13 protein-coding genes are annotated in these 18,919 nt (G+C 44.6%); 9 read left to right on the top strand and 4 right to left on the bottom strand.

From position 1 onward, the window contains the following. Window positions 1-40: 40 nt before the first annotated feature. The 4 genes from ABDW33_RS30480 to ABDW33_RS30465 form a co-directional block, all read right to left on the bottom strand. On the bottom strand, window positions 41-733 hold the full coding sequence (locus ABDW33_RS30480; RefSeq protein ID WP_343693867.1) for a LytTR family DNA-binding domain-containing protein: 693 nt from the start codon (window positions 731-733) through the stop codon (window positions 41-43). After that, window positions 730-2,256, bottom strand: a complete 1,527-nt coding sequence (locus ABDW33_RS30475) for a histidine kinase (RefSeq protein ID WP_343693866.1) — start codon at window positions 2,254-2,256, stop codon at window positions 730-732. The genes ABDW33_RS30480 and ABDW33_RS30475 overlap by 4 nt, the downstream gene beginning before the upstream one ends. Before the next feature lie 67 nt (window positions 2,257-2,323). Then, the gene (locus tag ABDW33_RS30470) at window positions 2,324-3,886 is read right to left on the bottom strand and encodes an FAD-dependent oxidoreductase (protein WP_343693865.1); all 1,563 of its coding nucleotides are present in this window, start codon (window positions 3,884-3,886) and stop codon (window positions 2,324-2,326) included. Window positions 3,887-4,029: 143 nt separating this feature from the next. After that, complete coding sequence (locus ABDW33_RS30465; RefSeq protein WP_072359604.1) at window positions 4,030-4,419, bottom strand: DUF3127 domain-containing protein; 390 nt, start codon at window positions 4,417-4,419, stop codon at window positions 4,030-4,032. Window positions 4,420-5,058: 639 nt separating this feature from the next. On the opposite strand from ABDW33_RS30465, the gene dnaA reads away from it, so the two are divergent. The 9 genes from dnaA to ABDW33_RS30420 all read left to right on the top strand — a co-directional run. Further along, window positions 5,059-6,492: a chromosomal replication initiator protein DnaA gene (gene dnaA, locus ABDW33_RS30460; protein WP_343693864.1), complete on the top strand. Its 1,434-nt coding sequence runs from the start codon at window positions 5,059-5,061 to the stop codon at window positions 6,490-6,492. Window positions 6,493-7,376: 884 nt separating this feature from the next. Beyond that, entirely contained in the window at window positions 7,377-7,922 is a 546-nt protein-coding gene (locus tag ABDW33_RS30455; RefSeq protein WP_343693863.1) for an RNA polymerase sigma-70 factor, read from the top strand. A gap of 68 nt (window positions 7,923-7,990) precedes the next feature. Next, window positions 7,991-8,902 carry a FecR domain-containing protein gene (locus tag ABDW33_RS30450; protein WP_343693862.1) on the top strand — a complete coding sequence of 304 codons (912 nt, stop codon included), beginning with the start codon at window positions 7,991-7,993 and terminating at the stop codon, window positions 8,900-8,902. A 237-nt stretch (window positions 8,903-9,139) separates the two neighbouring features. Then, on the top strand, window positions 9,140-12,529 hold the full coding sequence (locus tag ABDW33_RS30445) for a TonB-dependent receptor (RefSeq protein WP_343693861.1): 3,390 nt from the start codon (window positions 9,140-9,142) through the stop codon (window positions 12,527-12,529). Window positions 12,530-12,724: 195 nt separating this feature from the next. After that, window positions 12,725-14,227: a RagB/SusD family nutrient uptake outer membrane protein gene (locus ABDW33_RS30440; protein WP_343693860.1), complete on the top strand. Its 1,503-nt coding sequence runs from the start codon at window positions 12,725-12,727 to the stop codon at window positions 14,225-14,227. A gap of 64 nt (window positions 14,228-14,291) precedes the next feature. Then, complete coding sequence (locus ABDW33_RS30435; RefSeq protein WP_343693859.1) at window positions 14,292-16,241, top strand: alkaline phosphatase; 1,950 nt, start codon at window positions 14,292-14,294, stop codon at window positions 16,239-16,241. 197 nt (window positions 16,242-16,438) lie between these two features. Further along, on the top strand, window positions 16,439-17,125 hold the full coding sequence (locus ABDW33_RS30430) for a hypothetical protein (RefSeq protein ID WP_343693858.1): 687 nt from the start codon (window positions 16,439-16,441) through the stop codon (window positions 17,123-17,125). A 367-nt stretch (window positions 17,126-17,492) separates the two neighbouring features. Further along, complete coding sequence (locus ABDW33_RS30425) at window positions 17,493-17,693, top strand: hypothetical protein (protein WP_343693857.1); 201 nt, start codon at window positions 17,493-17,495, stop codon at window positions 17,691-17,693. Between the two features lie 310 nt (window positions 17,694-18,003). Next, on the top strand, window positions 18,004-18,919 hold a 916-nt coding region (locus ABDW33_RS30420; protein WP_343693856.1), incomplete at its 3' end, for a sugar-binding domain-containing protein.

Below are 18,919 nucleotides of genomic sequence, written 5' to 3'. Positions count from 1 at the left end.
TATATATGCTTAGTAAAAATTATTCTCCATTTTTCCTGTTCTATTTAAGCACCTGGCTCACCGCTTCAGCATATGCCGCCCCTATCGGCACCACCATCTCCCCCACATACAAACTACTCCTGTCCGCCCGCGTCACCTTCTCATTCGCCACTATAAAACTCCTGTGTACTCTTGTAAACAACGCCTGTGGCAACAAAGCCAATGCCTCCTGCATAGACAATCTTGATAAGATCTTCTTCTCCCTCGTCACAAAAGAAATATAATTCCCTGCACTCTCCAGGTACAAGATATCTCTCAGCAGGATCTTATACTGCTCGTACCCACTCTTCACCATCACATAATTGGGTGCATCAGCCCTTGCACTCTTCTCCATCATCTCCAGCAATCCCCTCGCCTTATTACAAGCCTTCAAAAATCTTTCTTCCGAAAATGGCTTCAGCAAATAATCCACCGCATCCAACTCAAAACTCTGTACCGCATGCTCACTGTACGCCGTTGTAAAGATCACCAACGGCCCACCGGGCAACGTAGTCATCAATTCCAACCCGGATATGTCCGGCATTTTTATATCCAGGAAGATTAAATCCACCGGCGCCTTTTCCAGGTAAGCCAACGCCGCAAACGGATCCGTAAAATATCCCTGCACCTCCAGGAAATCTACCTGCTGCGCATGTGTACGAATCACCGACAGCGCTACCTGTTCATCATCGATCGCAATCGCTGTCAGTTTCATAACACATCATTTTTAGCCGGACCAACCACCAATGTCAGGTGTACAAAAAACTCCGTCCCCGTCTCCCGTATATTCAGATCATGACGCCCGGGATACAGCAAATTCAACCGTTGCCGCACATTATTAATGCCGATGCCCATGCTCTCATTCTCAATCTCTATACTCTTATTTGCATGAATACTATTGTACACATCAAAATAGATCTTATCATTGGTACAAGACAAAGACAAATTGATCCTGGACTTATTCCGCTGACTAATGCCATACTTAAACGCATTCTCCACAAATGGAATCAACAACATAGGTGCAATGTTATGCTCACATAACGCTTCATCTATATTCACATCGATAATAATATCTGGTGTGCCCTGCGTACGCAGTCGTTGCAAAGCAATGTAATTCTGCAGGTATGCAATCTCTTTTTCCAGTGGAATACTCTCCAGTGTATTATCGTGCAACATGAATCTCATCATGTCACCCAACTGCTGAATACCGTGCCCTGTCGCAGAAGCATTCTCCTGCAAAGCAGTACCATACAGCGTATTGAGCGCATTAAATAAAAAATGCGGATTGATCTGCCAACGTAAAAAATCCAACCCTGCTTCCGTATGCGTCAATGCCTGTCGCAAACCTTGTAAAGTAGACACTCTTTCATTCCTCGCCTTAAAGATCCACCAGGCCGCAGGTAAAATCGCGACACCTGTTACCAGCGTTACAATCACTATACCCGCAGCATACATGCCACCGCCATTATAACGCGCCTGCAAAGCCACTACCAGCATCCATACAAAAGAAATAGCCCAGAATCCAACTATCTCCTGAAATAAAACCTTCTTATTCCGATGCACTAAATAACGTGGATATATCCTGAGCATCGCCACAAAGTACATGAACGCACAAAAGATCCCCACACAAAGCACCATCATCGCAAAACCACGATCATCTCCCCGCGTCATGATCACCCAAAAACCAATAATACCCGCCATGACCGCCCCATCTATCAATGACTGACGGAACCACGGTTTCTTCACCAGGTTGTCATAAGCATATTGTAAGAATAAATACCTCCCTGCATAATAGATCAGGTACACCACTAAATAAAAAATCGTCAGTAGAAATGCCGCCTTCGCACAATGCGTATGCACACCGCGTACAGTTTTGTATACCCCAAACAAGTATCCATACAACCATGTATTAGATACCCAAATGGTGAAAAACAAGACAATCAGTACAGGTAATGACAATAATCCACCTGATAGATACCGCTGTTTCTCATAAAATCGCGGTACAATTACATTGTGCACAAGCACAAAAGAAAAGTATACAATAACAATATGTGCTAATAAAGGGAACAGGTAATGTTTATAGTAGTCAAACACCTGGTGATACCGCGAGAACTTCCAGCCGTAGTCGTGCTGCAAGTCAAATACATTGTAAGCTACACTCTTATAGAGTAAGGAAAACAGGAGCAATAGAAAAATGCCTGTAGCAATTCCGAATTCAGCTCTTCTGATCTTATTCATGGAAAAAACTTTCAGCAATGATAGTTATCCCCTCAGCACTAATTAAATATATGTGATCAAAATACCACTATCCGTGATAAAATCCAATAATGCGGGCTGCCACACGCTCTCCATCCATCGCTGCAGAGACAATACCACCGGCATAACCAGCCCCTTCACCACATGGATACAAACCTTTGATCTGCGGGTGCATCAGGTCTTCATCATTTCTTGGTATGCGCACCGGCGAAGAAGTACGCGATTCAGTCGCCACCAGTATCGCATCATTCGTGTAATATCCTTTCATCTTTTTACCAAAAGCAGCAAAAGCCTGGGCTAACCTGGTATGTACACTTGGGGGTAAGACCTCTCTCAGGTTCGTGCTCTTTACACCGGGCACATAAGAACAATCGGGTAAAGTTGTAGACACTTTGTTGAATACAAAGTCAGTCATCCGTTGCGCCGGCGCCACAAATTGTCCACCCCCCGCCTCAAAAGCATGTTGTTCTACCATTTGCTGAAAATACATGGCGGCTAATGGTCCCTTATCGGCAAAGCGTTCAAAATCACTTTCATCTACCGTCACCACCATCCCTGAATTCGCAAAAGGATTATCTCTCTTTGATGGAGACCAGCCATTCACCACTAGCTCACCAGGATCAGTGGCTGCTGGTGCAATGATGCCACCAGGGCACATACAAAAAGAAAATACACCGCGGCCATCTACCTGTTCAACCAGGCTATAACTGGCCGGTGGCAAGTGTTCACCTCTTACAGCACAATGATACTGTGCACTGTCAATGAGTTCCTGCGGATGTTCTACACGCACACCCAATGCAAAAGGCTTTGCACTGATGAGAATATTTTTATCATGTAATAAGCGGAAAATATCACGGGCAGAGTGGCCCGTAGCCAATATCACCTGCGAAGCGTCGAAAGTAGCACCGGCAGCGGTTTTCACGCCCCTGATATGATTGTCTTTAATGATAAAGTCAGTCACCTTCTGATCAAAGTGTACTTCCCCACCACTATTGATAATCTGCTCCCGCATCGCTACAATGATATGTGGGAGCTTGTTGGTACCTATATGTGGATGGGCTTCGTATAATATTTTTTCTGTCGCACCAAAATGGACAAATATGCTAAGAATACGGTTGATGTCACCTCGCTTGTTAGAACGTGTATACAATTTACCGTCAGAGTAAGTGCCCGCGCCGCCTTCACCAAAGCAGTAATTGGAATCAGGATTCACCACGCCTGTCTTATTAAGTGCAGCAAGATCACGCCTTCTCGACCTGACATCCTTACCTCTTTCCAGTACGATAGGTTTGATACCTGCTTCAATGAGGTGTAGTGCGGCAAATAGTCCGGCAGGCCCTGCACCGATCACGATAGCCACGGGTGCAGCTGGTGCTAAAGTAGCATATACTGGTACAAATTTCTCCCGCTCATGGAAAGGTTCGTTCACAAAAACCCGCAGCGTAAGCATACAATACACCTGCCTGGAACGTGCGTCAATAGAGCGTTTCATGACATGAAAACCGGTGATAGCGTCTGGGGAAACACTGAGTGCGGCAGCGGCTGCTTGCGTGATAGCACGTTCGTTATCTGCCTGGGATGGCAATAACTTTAAAGATACTTGTTCAATCATGATCGTCAGGTTAGGTAATTATCCTAAAACTTTTTTAATATCTCCCGGAAATCCGGGATGTTTTTCTTACCGAAAAGTAACGGGTACCTGCTCACACAGGTACCCGTTTCACTATTTTTTGTTAATGAGTTGTTATTGTCAGATTAGAAAGGCAGATCATCAGCCGCTGGTGCACCACCTGGAGAAGACATTTCCTGGGAAGTGTTGTAGTTAGGCATTGCGTCCTGACCTGGAGCGCCCGCTACTACTGATTCCATGCGCCATGCATCCAGATTGGTGATATAATTGACACGACCATCTTTTTCCCAACGTGTACCTCTGATATTGAAGTAAACTTTCACAGTTTCACCTTCATTGAAGCGGTCTACGATAGCTGTTCTGTCCTGTACCGCCTGGAACTTAATATAGTTGTTTATAACGCGGCCGTTGATATCGTCGGACTTTTCAATAACGAACTCCCGTGTCTTAAAGGTTTCGCTACGTTGCATCGTATTATATTTCACGATCAGCTTTCCGGTTATTTCAAAACTCATATAATTAAATTTAACTTTTTTTCAAGAGGTCAAAGATAGGTTTTTTAGCTTCAATCACACGCAATAAAATTTAGTCTCCCGCTGTTTACTTGTATAGCCTGGCCTTTAGCCATTTACAGGTAAGATATTACCAGATAAGAACCGAATGCGCCCGCTTGCGCGGATATTAAGAAATTTGCATGGTATTTGATAAACTTAACCACATTTTTTTAATTACAATTACTAACATAGTTTTGCACGCCCGTACGGAATTATTAACATCGGGCTACACCATAAAAGATGGAATACTACCCGACATTAGTTCTCTGTACAATATTATTTTATCACTCGCTAACACATATCTATGACAAACATGTTAATGTCAACTGGAAAATCCTGGATATCAAATAAGTGTGATACTATTTTGAATGATGTTTTTACGTCGGGAAACCGTGCGTGACAACAGAAAAAAACACAACAAAAACAAGGCAACGACACTGGTGTCGGGCGGTATAAAACAAGGGTAGAAAAATTTTTTTTTTCAACATTTTGTACAGATATTCGTTGCCCTGTCTGAAAATTTTTCGACTCCCCGCGTTGAAAAATTTCGAATTCGAGAAACAATCCTTAATTCAAACAACTTTAATTTACAATAGCTCAATGAATAAAACTTGCGACCAAGTTTGGGAAAGGTGTCTTAATATAATTAGGGATATTGTGGAATGGCAGCCATTTAAAACCTGGTTTGAACCTATTAAACCGATCCAGCTTGAAAACAATGTTTTAACGATTCAGGTACCTAGTCAGTTCTTTTATGAATACCTCGAAGAACATTACGTTGGATTATTAGGCAAGACAATCAAGCGTGAACTGGGAAAAGAAGCGAGGCTGGAGTATCGCATAGTAGTTGAGAACGGAACACCCCATCAACATCCTAAAACAGTGAATATGCCTGGGCAATTCACGAAGACTAAAAAAGACAGCGAAGTAGATTTTCCGCTTACGATACAGAATCCGGTGAAGAACCCTTTCGTGATACCGGGTATCAAACGCGTTCAGATAGACTCACAGCTGAATCCGCATTATACGTTCGATGCTTACATCGAAGGTGATTGCAATCGCGTGGCACGCAGAGCTGGTAAAACAGTATCTGAAAAACCAGGCGGTACCTCCTTCAATCCATTAGTAATATATGGATCTGTTGGCTTAGGTAAAACACACCTTGCACAGGCAATTGGTAATGAAGTAAAACGCCTTCATCCCAACAAAGCAGTGCTGTATGTAAGCGCTGAGAAATTTATCAATCAGTTCATTGATCACTCTAAAAATAGTATCATCAATGACTTCATTCATTTCTATCAGCTTATCGATGTATTAATTGTAGATGATATACAGTTCTTCGCCCGTGCAGAAAAAACACAGGATGCTTTCTTCGCTATCTTCAACCACCTGCATCAATCCGGTAAGCAACTCATATTAACATCCGATAAGTCACCAAAAGATCTGGATGGCTTGCAGGAAAGATTACTGAGCCGCTTCCGCTGGGGTCTGAGTGCCGACATGCAAATGCCGGACTTCGAAACACGTATGGAGATCCTGGAAATGAAGATGAAGAATGATGGTCTCGAAATGCCGAAAGAAGTAGTGAAGTATGTTGCATATAATATTCAAAGCAACGTACGTGAACTGGAAGGTGCACTCATCTCCCTGCTCGCTCAATCTTCTCTCAACAGAAAAGAGATCGATCTTGAACTCGCTAAACGTGTACTGAAATCTTTCGTTAAAACATCTTCTAAAGAAATTACCATCGAAAGCATTCAGAAAATGGTATGCGAATACTTTGATGTACCCTATGATAAACTCTTGCAAAAAACACGTAAACGTGAAATCGTACAAGCAAGACAAATCACCATGTACCTCGCAAAGTCCTTTACAAAGAACTCATTAAAAACTATCGGAGAACACTTCGGCGGACGTGACCACACTACCGTGATCCACTCCTGCCAGACAGTGAAAGACCTGATGGATACAGATAATACTTTCCGCGACAACGTGATCGAACTGCAACAAAAAGTGCAGTTGGCAGCAATGTAATGAAGACCCTATATGAACCTTATTATTTCCCAGGCAATAAAAGCCTGGGATTTTTTTTTATATTCACGTTACGAAAGGTTTGCTGTTTCCACGTTCTATTGCCCGTAATATTGTAATAGTAAGCCTTCATCAACCAAAAAGCGCGGAGTTCAATATTAGCTCCATGGCCAGTGTATAATCGGGAAATTATAGAAAAATATAGGCTGCTTTCAATCGAAACTCTTAATTGGTAAATAACCGGTGAATGAAAGAATGTAGGACTGCTTCCCATCAAAGCTATTAAGGGGTAAATAACCGGCGATGAAAGAATGTAGGAGGAATTCCAATCAAAGCCCTTAAGTGGTAAATAACTGGTGATAAAAGAATGTAGGACTGCTTCCAATCAAAGCCCTTAAGTGGTAAGTAACCGGTGAATGAAAAAATGTAGGACGAGTTCCATTCAAAGCTATTAGGTGATAAATATCCAGCGAATGAAAAGTGTAGGACTGCTTCCAATCAACTCCCTTAAGTGGTAAATACCCGGCGAATGAAAGAACGTAGGACGAGTTCCATTCAAAGCTATTAGGTGATAAATATCCAGCGAATGAAAAGTGTAGGCTGCTTCCAATCGAAGCCCTTAAGTGGTAAATACCCGGCGAATGAAAGAACGTAGGACGAGTGCCAATCCGCCCCACTTAGATGGCTAATAACCGGAGATTTACAACACACAAGGCAACTTTTCAATCAAGGATCCTCAGTCGGCTAATAAGTTAAAAACTGCGGCTAATAATTTGAAAACTAAGGAACATATCAAAGCTTTCACCCGAAGATCCGTCAACGGTTAACAATTTGATAATTAAACACCATAAGGAACAACCAATACCTTTGCACCATTAGTTCACCTTATGCCAAAAGATTGTCAACATACATACTGGGATGCATTCCGTTCAGGTAATGAAGACGCTTTCCGTCAGCTCTTTGAGCTGCACTGGCACGACCTCTTCACCTACGCCTGCCGCATCACCCGTGATCCAGCCACCGCGCAGGACGCGGTCCAGAGTGTGTTCATACATCTCTGGGAAAAACATACTTCCCTTCCCCCGGTTACAGCCGTTCTCCCCTACCTGCGTACCGCCCTCAAACATAAACTCCTCAACGCTATGCGCGATGAGAACCTCTACCAGCAACACGTAGACACCTTCCAACAGGTGGCAGAAAACCACCACTCCCAGCCCGCTCACGAAAAACTCCACCTCAAAGAAACAGAACAACAACTCATGCAATCCATCAATCGCCTGCCGGAACGCATGAAAGAAGTCTTTTACATGAACAGGATTGAAGACCTGTCTGTAGCTGAAATAGCATTGAAACTGGGTTCCAGCCAGCAAACAATACGTAACCAGCTTAATACAGCAGTGCAGCGGATAAAACACCTGTTTATTGTAGAATAAACAGATGCTAAAAAAAAAACTTCCTCCCCCAATAGTTATTCCCCTTTTCTTCCGTGTCTTTATATCAAATGGACAAAAAGGACCTTACATCTCTCTTACAAAAATACCAACAGGGCAACTGCACCAAAGAAGAAGAAAAACTACTCTTCGACTGGCTGGATGCCCTGGCAACTGATGCCACCGACGTAGCACCCGCTGCCGACATGGAAAACATCAGGCATGCCATCATGCAAGAGATCCCCGTCCTGTCCGAAAAAAGAAAACGATACAACTGGCTCAAAGCCGCTGCTGCCTTACTGCCATTAATAGTAGGCACCTACTTACTCTGGCCACGCCAGCAAAAATCACAACTGGCGGCCAACTGGCAAACCATCAGCAACACCAGTCACCATATCCGGAAAGTCTGTCTGCCAGATAGCTCTGTCGTATATCTCGGTGCCTATAGCACCTTACAATATAATAGCACAAGAAAAGTAATATTAAAAGAAGGAAAAGCCTTCTTCGATGTCCGGACCAATCCCGCACAACCATTCATAGTATCCGATGCAAGCGGCGTGCGCACCACCGTGCTGGGCACATCATTCATCGCAGAATATCACAACAAAGTATCCCGCGTCGCGGTAGCTACCGGCAAAGTAAGCGTACAAAGCAGCGGTGGTAAAACAATCCTGGAACCGAATCAACGCATCACCTGCAACAAAAGTTCCATCCAAACAGAATTCGTTGCCGCCGCCGATCTGCTAGCCTGGACAAGAGGAGTCACCATCCTGCGCAACGCTTCGCTAAATGACCTGATGCTCGCCATCAGGGAACATTACGGCGTAACCGCCACCACTAGACTGGATACCAGGAAAGGAAGCTATAATCTCCGCATCGCTGACAATATGCCCCTACCGGCACTATTGGAAGTAGTGGAGAAAATATCATATAAACCAAAAGTTCATTTCAAACTACAGCATGATCAACTGAGCATTGAGTAGCAGCAGGCTGTAGCAAATAGCCATCATTATATAATTCCCGCAACTGGTGTCATACACCGGAAAGGGGAAAGTATTGCCTGAAAAAAATTCAGCAGCATCATAACTATTGCCATAAAAAAAACGAACAAAGAATAGCATAAAGAACAAACAGTGTAAACAACAATCAAAACAAACAATCATCAGCATCAAAAAAATCTAACAATCACAAACAAACTATTGCCTTAACAAACACTATATATGCACACAGACAACGCACTTTTCTCAACCCGCGTCAAACACGCATTCGCAGCCACAATGGCCCTGCTACTGCTGGTCACCTCCGCCATGGCAAGACCAACAACCACCAGGCAGGAACTGCACAAAATGCTACAACGTTTCCAGGTTCAACAAGGCAGCCTCTCTACTGCCCTTAAACAACTGGAATCTGCCGCTCAGATCAGTCTTGCCTACGACGAAGATGCACTGAAGAAAGTCCAGGTACACGCTAACACCTACCGCAAAACAGCAGTAATCGCGATCCTCCAGGACCTCCTCAACCAATCTTCTTTAAAATTCGAAGAACGCTACAATACCATCTTAATCTACGACAGCTCCGCTTCCCTGGCACAATCCATCCCCGCTGGCAAGCAGGCTGCCAACGATATCACCATCACCGGTTCTGTATCCGACAATAACGGACCACTCATCGGTGCCACCGTATTTGTAAAAGGTACCACCACCGGTACCCACACGGATCCTAGTGGTCACTTCAAACTCAATGTCCCTGAAAATGCCACCATCAGTATTACAATGATTGGTTACAAGTCCCAGGATATCGCCATCGGTACACAACGCAACTTCACCATCGTTCTACAGGAAAATAGCCTGAACCTGAACCAGCTCGTAGTAGTGGGTTATGGTACCCAGCGCAAAGCCACTGTATCCGGTGCCGTAGCCGATGTCCAACTGGATAAACTCAGCTCCCGCTCCCTCAATGACGTTACCGAAGCCCTGCAAGGTAAAGCTGCCGGTGTCATCGTATCTAACAATGGTGGTGATCCAACCGCTAAACCAACTATATACATCCGTGGCTTAGGCGGTATCAACGGCGAAGAACCACTGTATGTAGTAGATGGTTCTATCTACACCGGTGGCCCTATCAACCCGAACGATATCGAATCTATGAACGTGCTGAAAGATGCATCTGCCGCTATCTATGGTGCACGTGCTTCTGGTGGTGTAATCCTCATCACAACCAAGAAAGGAAAAGCAGGTACCGCTGTTGTCAACGTAGATGCTAAAACCGGCTGGCAGTGGGCAGCTAAAAAGCTTGATGTACTGACAGCAAAAGAATTTGCAGACGTTGAAAACCAGGCTTACGATGCTGCCGGTATCGCCCGCGCCGATGCCTTCAATGCAACGATCTACCCTGATGGTCAGATCACCCGTACTGACTGGCAGGATGCCATCTTCCGTACCGGCAAAACACAGGACTATAATATCAGCGCAAACGGTGGTACTGAAAAGAACCATTACTACATGGGCTTCGGCTACCGTAAGAACGATGGTATCCTCCTGAATACAAACAGCGAACGTTACACCTTCCGCCTGAACTCTGATGCACAGATCAAATCATGGCTGAAAGTAGGTGAGAACATGAGCTATACCTATAGCAATGGTAACGGTGCTAATACCACCAGCCCTTACACCGGTATCATCTTCACCGCCCTGGGTTATCCACGCAACGTGACACCTTACACTTCTACCGGTGCCTTCAGCGGTCTGCCAGCTGCTTATGCAGGTTCTTATGGCGACCTCGCCAACCCGGTAGCTACCCTCATGCGCCTGGATTCCAAAACACCTGTCAATACCATCAACATCAATCCTTATGCTGAAGTAACCCTGACCAAAGACCTGACCTTCCGCTCTAACTTCAGCGTGACCAAGTCTTTCAGCGATCAGAAAACCTTCACCACCCGCGCACTGGAAATCGGTAAGATCAACAGCAACAACTCCCTGGTTGAAAATGTAGAAGACTACTCCGATATCCTGTCTGAACAAACATTGAACTATACACACCGCTTCGGTCTGCATAACATCAACGCGGTAGCTGGTTACACCTACCAACATCATACTTATAAATACCTCACCGCCAGCGCTAACTCATTCAGCGATGAGCGTGATGTATACCGTTATTTTGACAATGCTGGTGCATGGGTAAAACCAAGCAGCGGTATTCAGCAGGATGCACTCGAATCATTCCTGGCTCGTGTGAACTACGACTATAACAGCAAATACCTCTTCACCGTACTGGGCCGCCGTGATGGTAGCTCCCGCGTAGCACCACAAAACCGCTATGCAAACTACTACTCCGTATCAGGTGGTTGGGTACTGACCAACGAAAATTTCCTGAAGAACATCGACTGGCTGAGCATCGCGAAACTCCGCGCCAGCTACGGTGTACTGGGTAACCTGGGTAGCCTTCCCAGCAATGCGATCAACGTAAACCTGACTTCTGTATCTGTATACACAGGCGCTGAAGGTACCCTCTCTACAGGTCTCGCTGAAAATGCACTGTCTAATCCAAACCTGAAATGGGCACAATCCAAACAAGCTAACTTCGGTGCGGATCTCGCCTTCTTCAAAAATGCCCTGTCAGTAACAGCTGACTATTTCATCAAAACTACCGACGACATGATCCTGCAGGTAAACCCACCAAGCACTGCTGGTGTGAGCACAGGCATGTACAAGAACATGGGTCAGGCACGTGATAATGGTATCGAACTGGGCCTTACCTACAATGGTTCCGTTGGTAAAGACTTCACCTTCAGCTTAGGTGGTACCCTGACCAAAGTAAACAACAAACTGTTGTCACTGCAATCCGGTCTGAACGAAGTAGTAAGCGTAGCAGGTACTAACATCCGTAGCTCACTCACCCCACTTGTAACACGTGTAGGCAATCCACAGTATTCCTTCAATGTGATCAAGACCGCAGGTATCTTCCAGACACAACAGGAAATCGACAACTATGTAGGTCCTGATGGCGTAACCAGGATCCAGCCGAACGCAAAACCTGGTGATCGTAAGTTCGTAGACAAAAACGGCGACGGTAAAATTGACAACAACGACCGCCAGATCGTAGGTAGCTTCTATCCTGGCTTTACCTATGGATTAAGCCTGAATGCTAACTACAAAGGTTTTGACCTGAACATCTTTGCACAGGGTGTACATGGCAATAAGATCTTCAATGCCCTGAAGTATACAAACATGAACCCAAGCATCGGTACCAACTACAATATGCTGAGAGGTATCCTGGATGCATGGACACCAACACATACCAATACAGATGTAACACGTATCATCTCTACCGACCTGAATGGTAACTATGGTAATACATCTGACTGGTATATCGAAGATGGTTCTTATCTCCGTATCAAAAACGTAACGCTTGGTTATACACTGCCTGTTCGCTTCTCTAACATGGCGAAGATCGGTGCTGTACGTGTTTACGCTACTGCAAACAACCTGCTGACGTTCACCAAATACAAAGGATACGATCCGGAAGTAGGTATGGATAACTACGGTATCGACGTAGCACGTTATCCACAATCAAGGAGCTTCTTACTGGGCTTAAACGTAAACTTCTAATCAGGGAGTCTGCTGACAATAAAGAATTGAAAACAGCCCTTGAACATGAATTTCTAATCAGGGAGTCTGCTAACAATCAGCAATTGATAACAGTCCTTAAACAGCATCTTCTAATCAAAGAATCTGCTAACAATTAAGAAGTTGATAACAGCCTATAAACGTAAACTTCTAATCAAGGCAATTAATACAACAATAATGAAACGTCTTATATCTTTATCATTATCCATCGTCCTGCTCGCGGCTTGTAACAAAAAGCTGGACATCACCCCGGCAGGTACGCCAACCAGTGGTAACTTCTGGCAAAACGAGAACGACGCAGTATCAGGAGCCAATGCCATGTACTCACAGTTCGACGATGAAAACTTCTATGGTCGCGGTTACTGGTGGTTTATCAACGCCAGTGACGACATGGTGACTGGTCGTGTAAAAGCAGAAGGTGACAACATCAAGAACTTCAACAGCAACTTCATCGGTGGTTCTTACACCGAAGGTCAGTGGAAAATGCGCTATATCGTGATCAAACGTGCAAACGATGTGATCAAACATGTACCATCCATCACAATGTCAGAGACACTGAAAAACCGTATCCTCGGAGAAGCTTACTTCTTCAGCGGTTTAATGTACTTTGAACTGGCTTATACTTATGGAGATGCACGTGCAGGTGTACCTATCGTAAACCGCGACAGCACAGTAGGCGATGCGCCTATTCCTCGTGCGGCGAACGTAGATGTAGTATACGACTACGTTGCAAAAGAATTACAGCAGGCAGCCAACCACCTTCCTTACTTTGACACCTATAAAACAACGGAGTATGGCCGTCCTCACAAAACAGCAGCATGGGCTTTCCTGAGCAAGATGTACCTCTACAAAAAAGACTATGCAAATGCAGAAAAATATGCTGATTCTGTGATCAACAGCGGTAAGCATGCATTACTGCCAAACTTCGCTGATGTATTTACTATTGCTAATAACTGGACCAGTGAATATATTTGGTCTGTATATTCAAACTCTCAGTCACCAAGTGGCTGGGGTAGCATTCTGCCAGGTGTAATGCTGGAAAACAAAGGATGGGGTCAATACAACGGCTGGGGCTATTACATGCCTACCAAAGAGCTGTATGACTCTTACGAAACTGGCGACAAACGTAGAGAAGCAACGATCCTGAAACCAGGAGATGCCTTTACCTACTTTGGTGTAGCAAAGACCTACGCGTCTACCAACAGCTTGTCCGGCTACCAGTTCCGTAAGTATATGGAGCCATTCTCCTATGCGAACCAGGCACACGTAAGCCCGAATGGTGACCACCCGACAACTGACCTGAACCTGCCGCTGATCCGCTATGCAGAAGTGATCCTGATCAAAGCAGAAGCAAAACTGATGCAGGGTAAAAACGCAGATGTTGAAATCAACATGATCCGTAACCGTGCTGGTCTGGCAAGCGTAACAAATGCAGATATGACTGAGTTGAAAAAACAACGTCGTTCTGAACTGGCAGGGGAATGGGCGAACCGTCACTTTGACCTGGTAAGATGGGGCGATGCAAAAGCCACTTATGCACAACCACTGCATGGTTATTCAGGAGCAGTCGTATGGCCTGCACGTAATTTCAACCCTGCCGTACACAACGTATGGCCGGTACCAAGAACAGAAGTAACGAGCAGCAATGGCGTGGTAACCCAGAATGCAGGATGGGAATAAATCTTTAATTATTATAATCCCGCCCCCTCTCAACAAGGGGGCGGGATATTCAAACTTTTTATCAATGAAAAAACTAGTTTTTGCATCACTACTATTAGGTACAATTCAAACCCAGGCCCAGACGCTGACGAAGACTAACACGCAAACCCAGGCCCAGACACAGACACAGGCTAAGGCTAAGACCAACACTAACACACCAACCCAGTCCCAGACCCAAACTCAGGCTCAAACGCAGACGCAGACCTACACCTACACACCTATCAACGCCCACTCCCACAACGACTACGAACAACCCATCCCCTTCCTCTCCGCTTACACCCGCCACTTCGGCAGCATCGAAGCCGATGTATACACCAAAAACAACTCACTCTGGGTAGCACACGAGTCAAAAGAACTGACTGCTGACCGTACCCTTGAATCGCTCTACCTCATTCCGTTACAACACAACATTAAAAAGAATAACGGTACCGCTTATCCAAACTCCCACGATACACTCCAGCTCCTGATCGACTTCAAGACAGATAGCATTGCAACCATGGCAGCGCTGATCAAAATCCTGGCTAAGTACCCCACCATTACCAACAATCCCACCATCCAGATCGTGATCAGTGGTAACCAACCCGATCCAAAACTCTGGCATACTTACCCCTCCTACATCTTATTCGATGGCAAGCGTGAAGGGCAATACCCTGCAGACGCAGCCAAACGTATACCTATGTACAGCACTGACCTGAAAAACTTCACCCAATGGAATGGAAAAGGCATCATCATTAAACCAGAGCATGACCGTATTCAAAACTGGATCGACAGCGTACATACCCTCGGTAAAAAAGTCCGCTTCTGGGATACACCAGATAATCCTAACACCTGGAAAACTTTCATGAACATGGGTGTGAACTATATCAACACGGACAAAGTAGAAGCGATTGCCGACTTCCTCTCTAACCGTGCTAATATAGAATATAACGGTACAACCGCTCCCCATGAGATCTACCAGGCTAAATATATAAACAACGATAGTCTCATCACCATCAACAAAGTGATCCTCCTCATTGGCGATGGCATGGGACTTACCCAGATATATTCCGGCTTCACCGGCAACCGGGGCCAGCTGAATCTCCTGGAAATGCTGAACATCGGCTTCTCCAAAACTTACTCAGCCGATAGCTATATCACCGACTCCGCTGCCGGCGGTACTGCCATGGCTTCCGGTAAAAAGACCAATAACCGTTACATCGGGATGGATGCTACCGGCGTGGCAATGCCTGCCATCCCCGATATCATTGCTCCTAAAGGGTATGTATCAGGCGTCATCAGTGCTGGTGATATCACCGATGCTACCCCGGCAGCGTTCTACGGACATGCACAGGACAGAAGCTACGAAGATGCGATTGCAAAAGATTTCCTCAAAAGCCCGGTATCTGTACTGATCGGCGGTGCGCCACGTCACTTCAATGCACGTGAAGATAAGATGGACCTGCCTGCATTGTTAAAAGAGAAGGGCTATACTTTTACCACTAAACTGGAAGACCTCGATACCATTCAATCTGCTAAATTCATCAACCTGACCACCCAGGCAGAACTGTCTATGCAGAAGGGTCGTGGAGATTTCCTGTCCAAAGCACTGACCAAAACTATCCGCACGTTAAATGCCAATCAAAAAGGCTTCTTTATCATGGCAGAAGGCGCACAGATAGACTATGGTGGCCACGCCAACAAGGTACCTTATGTCGTAACCGAAATGATGGACTTTGACAAAGCAATTGGTGAGGCCATGAAATTTGCCGATGAAGATGGACATACATTGGTGATTGTAACAGCAGACCATGAAACCGGCGGCTTGTCGCTGTTAGATGGTAATATCGCCAAAGGTCAGGTAGATGGTCATTTTAGTACCAATGATCATACAGCAGTGATGGTACCGGTGTTTGCCTATGGACCTAATTCATTATTGTTTAGAGGGGTGTATGAGAATACGGAGATTTTTAAGAAGATTATAACATTACTGAAATAGCATTTTTAAAGTTAAGAAAGGGCGCTTATTAATATGAGCGCCCTTTTTTTTTATATTTAGATAATGAATGCGAAGTATATCCTGTTGTCTGCCTGGTCTTCTTATTTGATAATTATAAAGGAAGGTGTGTTATGTCAAGTTGCAGGTAGCGAAGGAATATAATCAGTATAAAATCAGCAGATTTAAAAACTAATATCATGGGATGGAAAGCTGCGTCATTGATCATCAGTAATGTCACCACTGTCGATGCAGAAAAACTCTTACAGAAAATGAAAATTGAGCAATTCGAAAAGATTGCTGACGAGCCATATGATGTAGCCATTTACCCAAGGGCACAACAGATCTACATCGGTATTTATCGACAAAATCTTATCATTTCATCCTGGGATATTACCGATCCTGCCTTCAGCAAAGAATTATCAGAATATGAGCAGGTACTTACGGACCTATTCCCTGCCTCTGAAATCTGTACGATACAATTGCATAGCGGAGTAAATCATTGGGGATACGCGGTGATCAGGAATGGAGAAAAGGTGCGTATAAGATGCGGGAACGCGGATCAGGGTACTATTATCGACTTTGGGGAACCATTGGAGGAAGAACTGGAACTTTTATCTAAGTCTGAGATAAAAAATGGTAAGCGGATTTATCATCTGGATGATGACGAACCATATGCAGAAGACCAGGTAGGAGAAAATTTTGTAGCAGAAATATGGAAAAGGTATACCGGCAAAAATCTTTTTCAGGATGATGAGGTCTTTGAATTTAACCTGGCGGGATTTAAAACATCCAAACCCTTTACCGGCTCTACACCAGCACCGGCAACAACTGCAACAGCACCCATACCTGCAGTTAAAAAACCATGGTGGAAATTCTGGCTTTAAATGACACATACACGATCAATCCCATCTTCTCTAGCCTGAATTCTTATGTAAGTGTTGCTTGTTTAAATCCTGTATTATTAAAATGACAGCCTTTGGATTTCTATTGTAAGATCGGCTACTCATAGTAAAATCAAATAGGTTAAATACACTTTTGCAAATAACGCTTTCATCAGTATCTCCATGTTCGTTTTTAAGTACATCAAAAAGAGTGATCATGGCCCCTACCCAACAGTTAAATCCTCCTATTTCTTTTCAATGATGTTTCTAATTTCCTGATCGTTCATCATAAATTTCCTAATTTAGTATTGTACTTAGTAGTTTACTTCGTGTTATGCATCAATATTTAAAAATCAAAATCAAGTAACTAATGTCAGAAAAACAATTTGACGTATTATTATCAGCATTCACAGCAATGGAAGCTAAATTTGAAGGTAGATTCGATAGGATTGAAGGCAGATTGGATAACATCGAGGGAGAATTGAAAAGAATTGAGCACGCTACCCAATACAAAGCAAATCAGGATATAACATCCAAATTACAATTTGTAGTTGCTAATAGTAGCAAATAATTTCTAAGTTTTACATATCAGCTATACCCCTAAATAATTTGAACCTTATCAGGTAACTGGTAAGGTTTTTTTTATCCTAAATAATTAAAGAGGAAAAGCCAACTTTAAATAATCTGCTGCCTACTTTTAAATATAACTTGGTTCAACTAGTATATAGTTACCTAAAAAAATACATCTATCTTTTGATTTGGTTATTAGCATCCTGCCCTTGCACGAGGCAAATTACAGATGCTCCAGATAATCGCCGCCGCCCAAAAAAATCTCTTATCTCCTAATTCCCCCCTCGCTTCAATCCCTATATTTAGGGATAATGAAAACCAGGACACTACCTTTCCTCATCCTCCTGCTTCTCTACAGCGCCTGCTTGCATGACAAAGCCCACTCTGATTCCGACTGGCACATGCAACCTGTAACCATTCAAACTCCCTGGGCTTCACAAGTATCCCCTGTTCACCCGCTCCCGGAATACCCCCGCCCCCAAATGGTACGCCCACAATGGCAAAACCTAAACGGCCTCTGGGACTACGCCATCACCGCCTGGGATGCAGCCGCCCCTACTACCTACCAGGGAAAAATACTCGTACCGTTCCCTATCGAATCCGCCCTCTCCGGCGTAAAAAAAGCCCTTCTTCCCAGGCAACGTCTCTGGTACCATACCACCTTCAAAACAAATACAACCGAGAGAACCCTCCTCCATTTCGGCGCCATCGACTGGAAAGCCTCTGTCTATTTAAACGGCCACCTCCTCGGCTCCCACCTGGGCGGCTACCACCATTTCTCCTATGATATCACCTCATTTCTACAACCTGGCAATAACGACCTCGTCGTCAGCGTCTACGACCCTACCTCCCAGGGCAATAACCCACATGGCAAACAAAGTCTCTATCCCCGCAAAATATTATACACGGCCTGTAGCGGCATCTGGCAAACTGTATGGTTAGAACACGTACCCGACACCTATATCGCAGGCTTTACACTCACCCCTGACCTCGATGCGCAAGAATTAAAAATCAAGGTGAATGTTGCATCATTCAATGGTCAAGCGTTTGCTCTTGCTATTTCCAACCATACCAGCCCTTCAACCGGCCCGACCCACCATACCATTCAAACTAACTCAACCTCCGATTCCCACTACACCATCCAGGCTATCTCCAACAACTTCATTTCCGCATCCACCTCCACCGACAGCCTCACCCTGCACATCCCCTCTCCCCACACCTGGAGCC

Origin of the sequence: Chitinophaga sp. (assembly GCF_039596155.1) — a bacterium.
Lineage (GTDB): Bacteria > Bacteroidota > Bacteroidia > Chitinophagales > Chitinophagaceae > Chitinophaga.
The sequence above is the reverse complement of the archived record's forward strand: the minus strand, read 5'-3'. Positions and strand labels throughout refer to the sequence as shown.

Coding starts and splice junctions, on each gene's coding strand:
- ABDW33_RS30480 (WP_343693867.1), bottom strand. CDS start 733: ATGAAACTGACAGCGATTGCGATCGATGATGAACAGGTAGCGCTGTCG.
- ABDW33_RS30475 (WP_343693866.1), bottom strand. CDS start 2,256: ATGAATAAGATCAGAAGAGCTGAATTCGGAATTGCTACAGGCATTTTT.
- ABDW33_RS30470 (WP_343693865.1), bottom strand. CDS start 3,886: ATGATTGAACAAGTATCTTTAAAGTTATTGCCATCCCAGGCAGATAAC.
- ABDW33_RS30465 (WP_072359604.1), bottom strand. CDS start 4,419: ATGAGTTTTGAAATAACCGGAAAGCTGATCGTGAAATATAATACGATG.
- dnaA (WP_343693864.1), top strand. CDS start 5,059: ATGAATAAAACTTGCGACCAAGTTTGGGAAAGGTGTCTTAATATAATT.
- ABDW33_RS30455 (WP_343693863.1), top strand. CDS start 7,377: ATGCCAAAAGATTGTCAACATACATACTGGGATGCATTCCGTTCAGGT.
- ABDW33_RS30450 (WP_343693862.1), top strand. CDS start 7,991: ATGGACAAAAAGGACCTTACATCTCTCTTACAAAAATACCAACAGGGC.
- ABDW33_RS30445 (WP_343693861.1), top strand. CDS start 9,140: ATGCACACAGACAACGCACTTTTCTCAACCCGCGTCAAACACGCATTC.
- ABDW33_RS30440 (WP_343693860.1), top strand. CDS start 12,725: ATGAAACGTCTTATATCTTTATCATTATCCATCGTCCTGCTCGCGGCT.
- ABDW33_RS30435 (WP_343693859.1), top strand. CDS start 14,292: ATGAAAAAACTAGTTTTTGCATCACTACTATTAGGTACAATTCAAACC.
- ABDW33_RS30430 (WP_343693858.1), top strand. CDS start 16,439: ATGGGATGGAAAGCTGCGTCATTGATCATCAGTAATGTCACCACTGTC.
- ABDW33_RS30425 (WP_343693857.1), top strand. CDS start 17,493: ATGTCAGAAAAACAATTTGACGTATTATTATCAGCATTCACAGCAATG.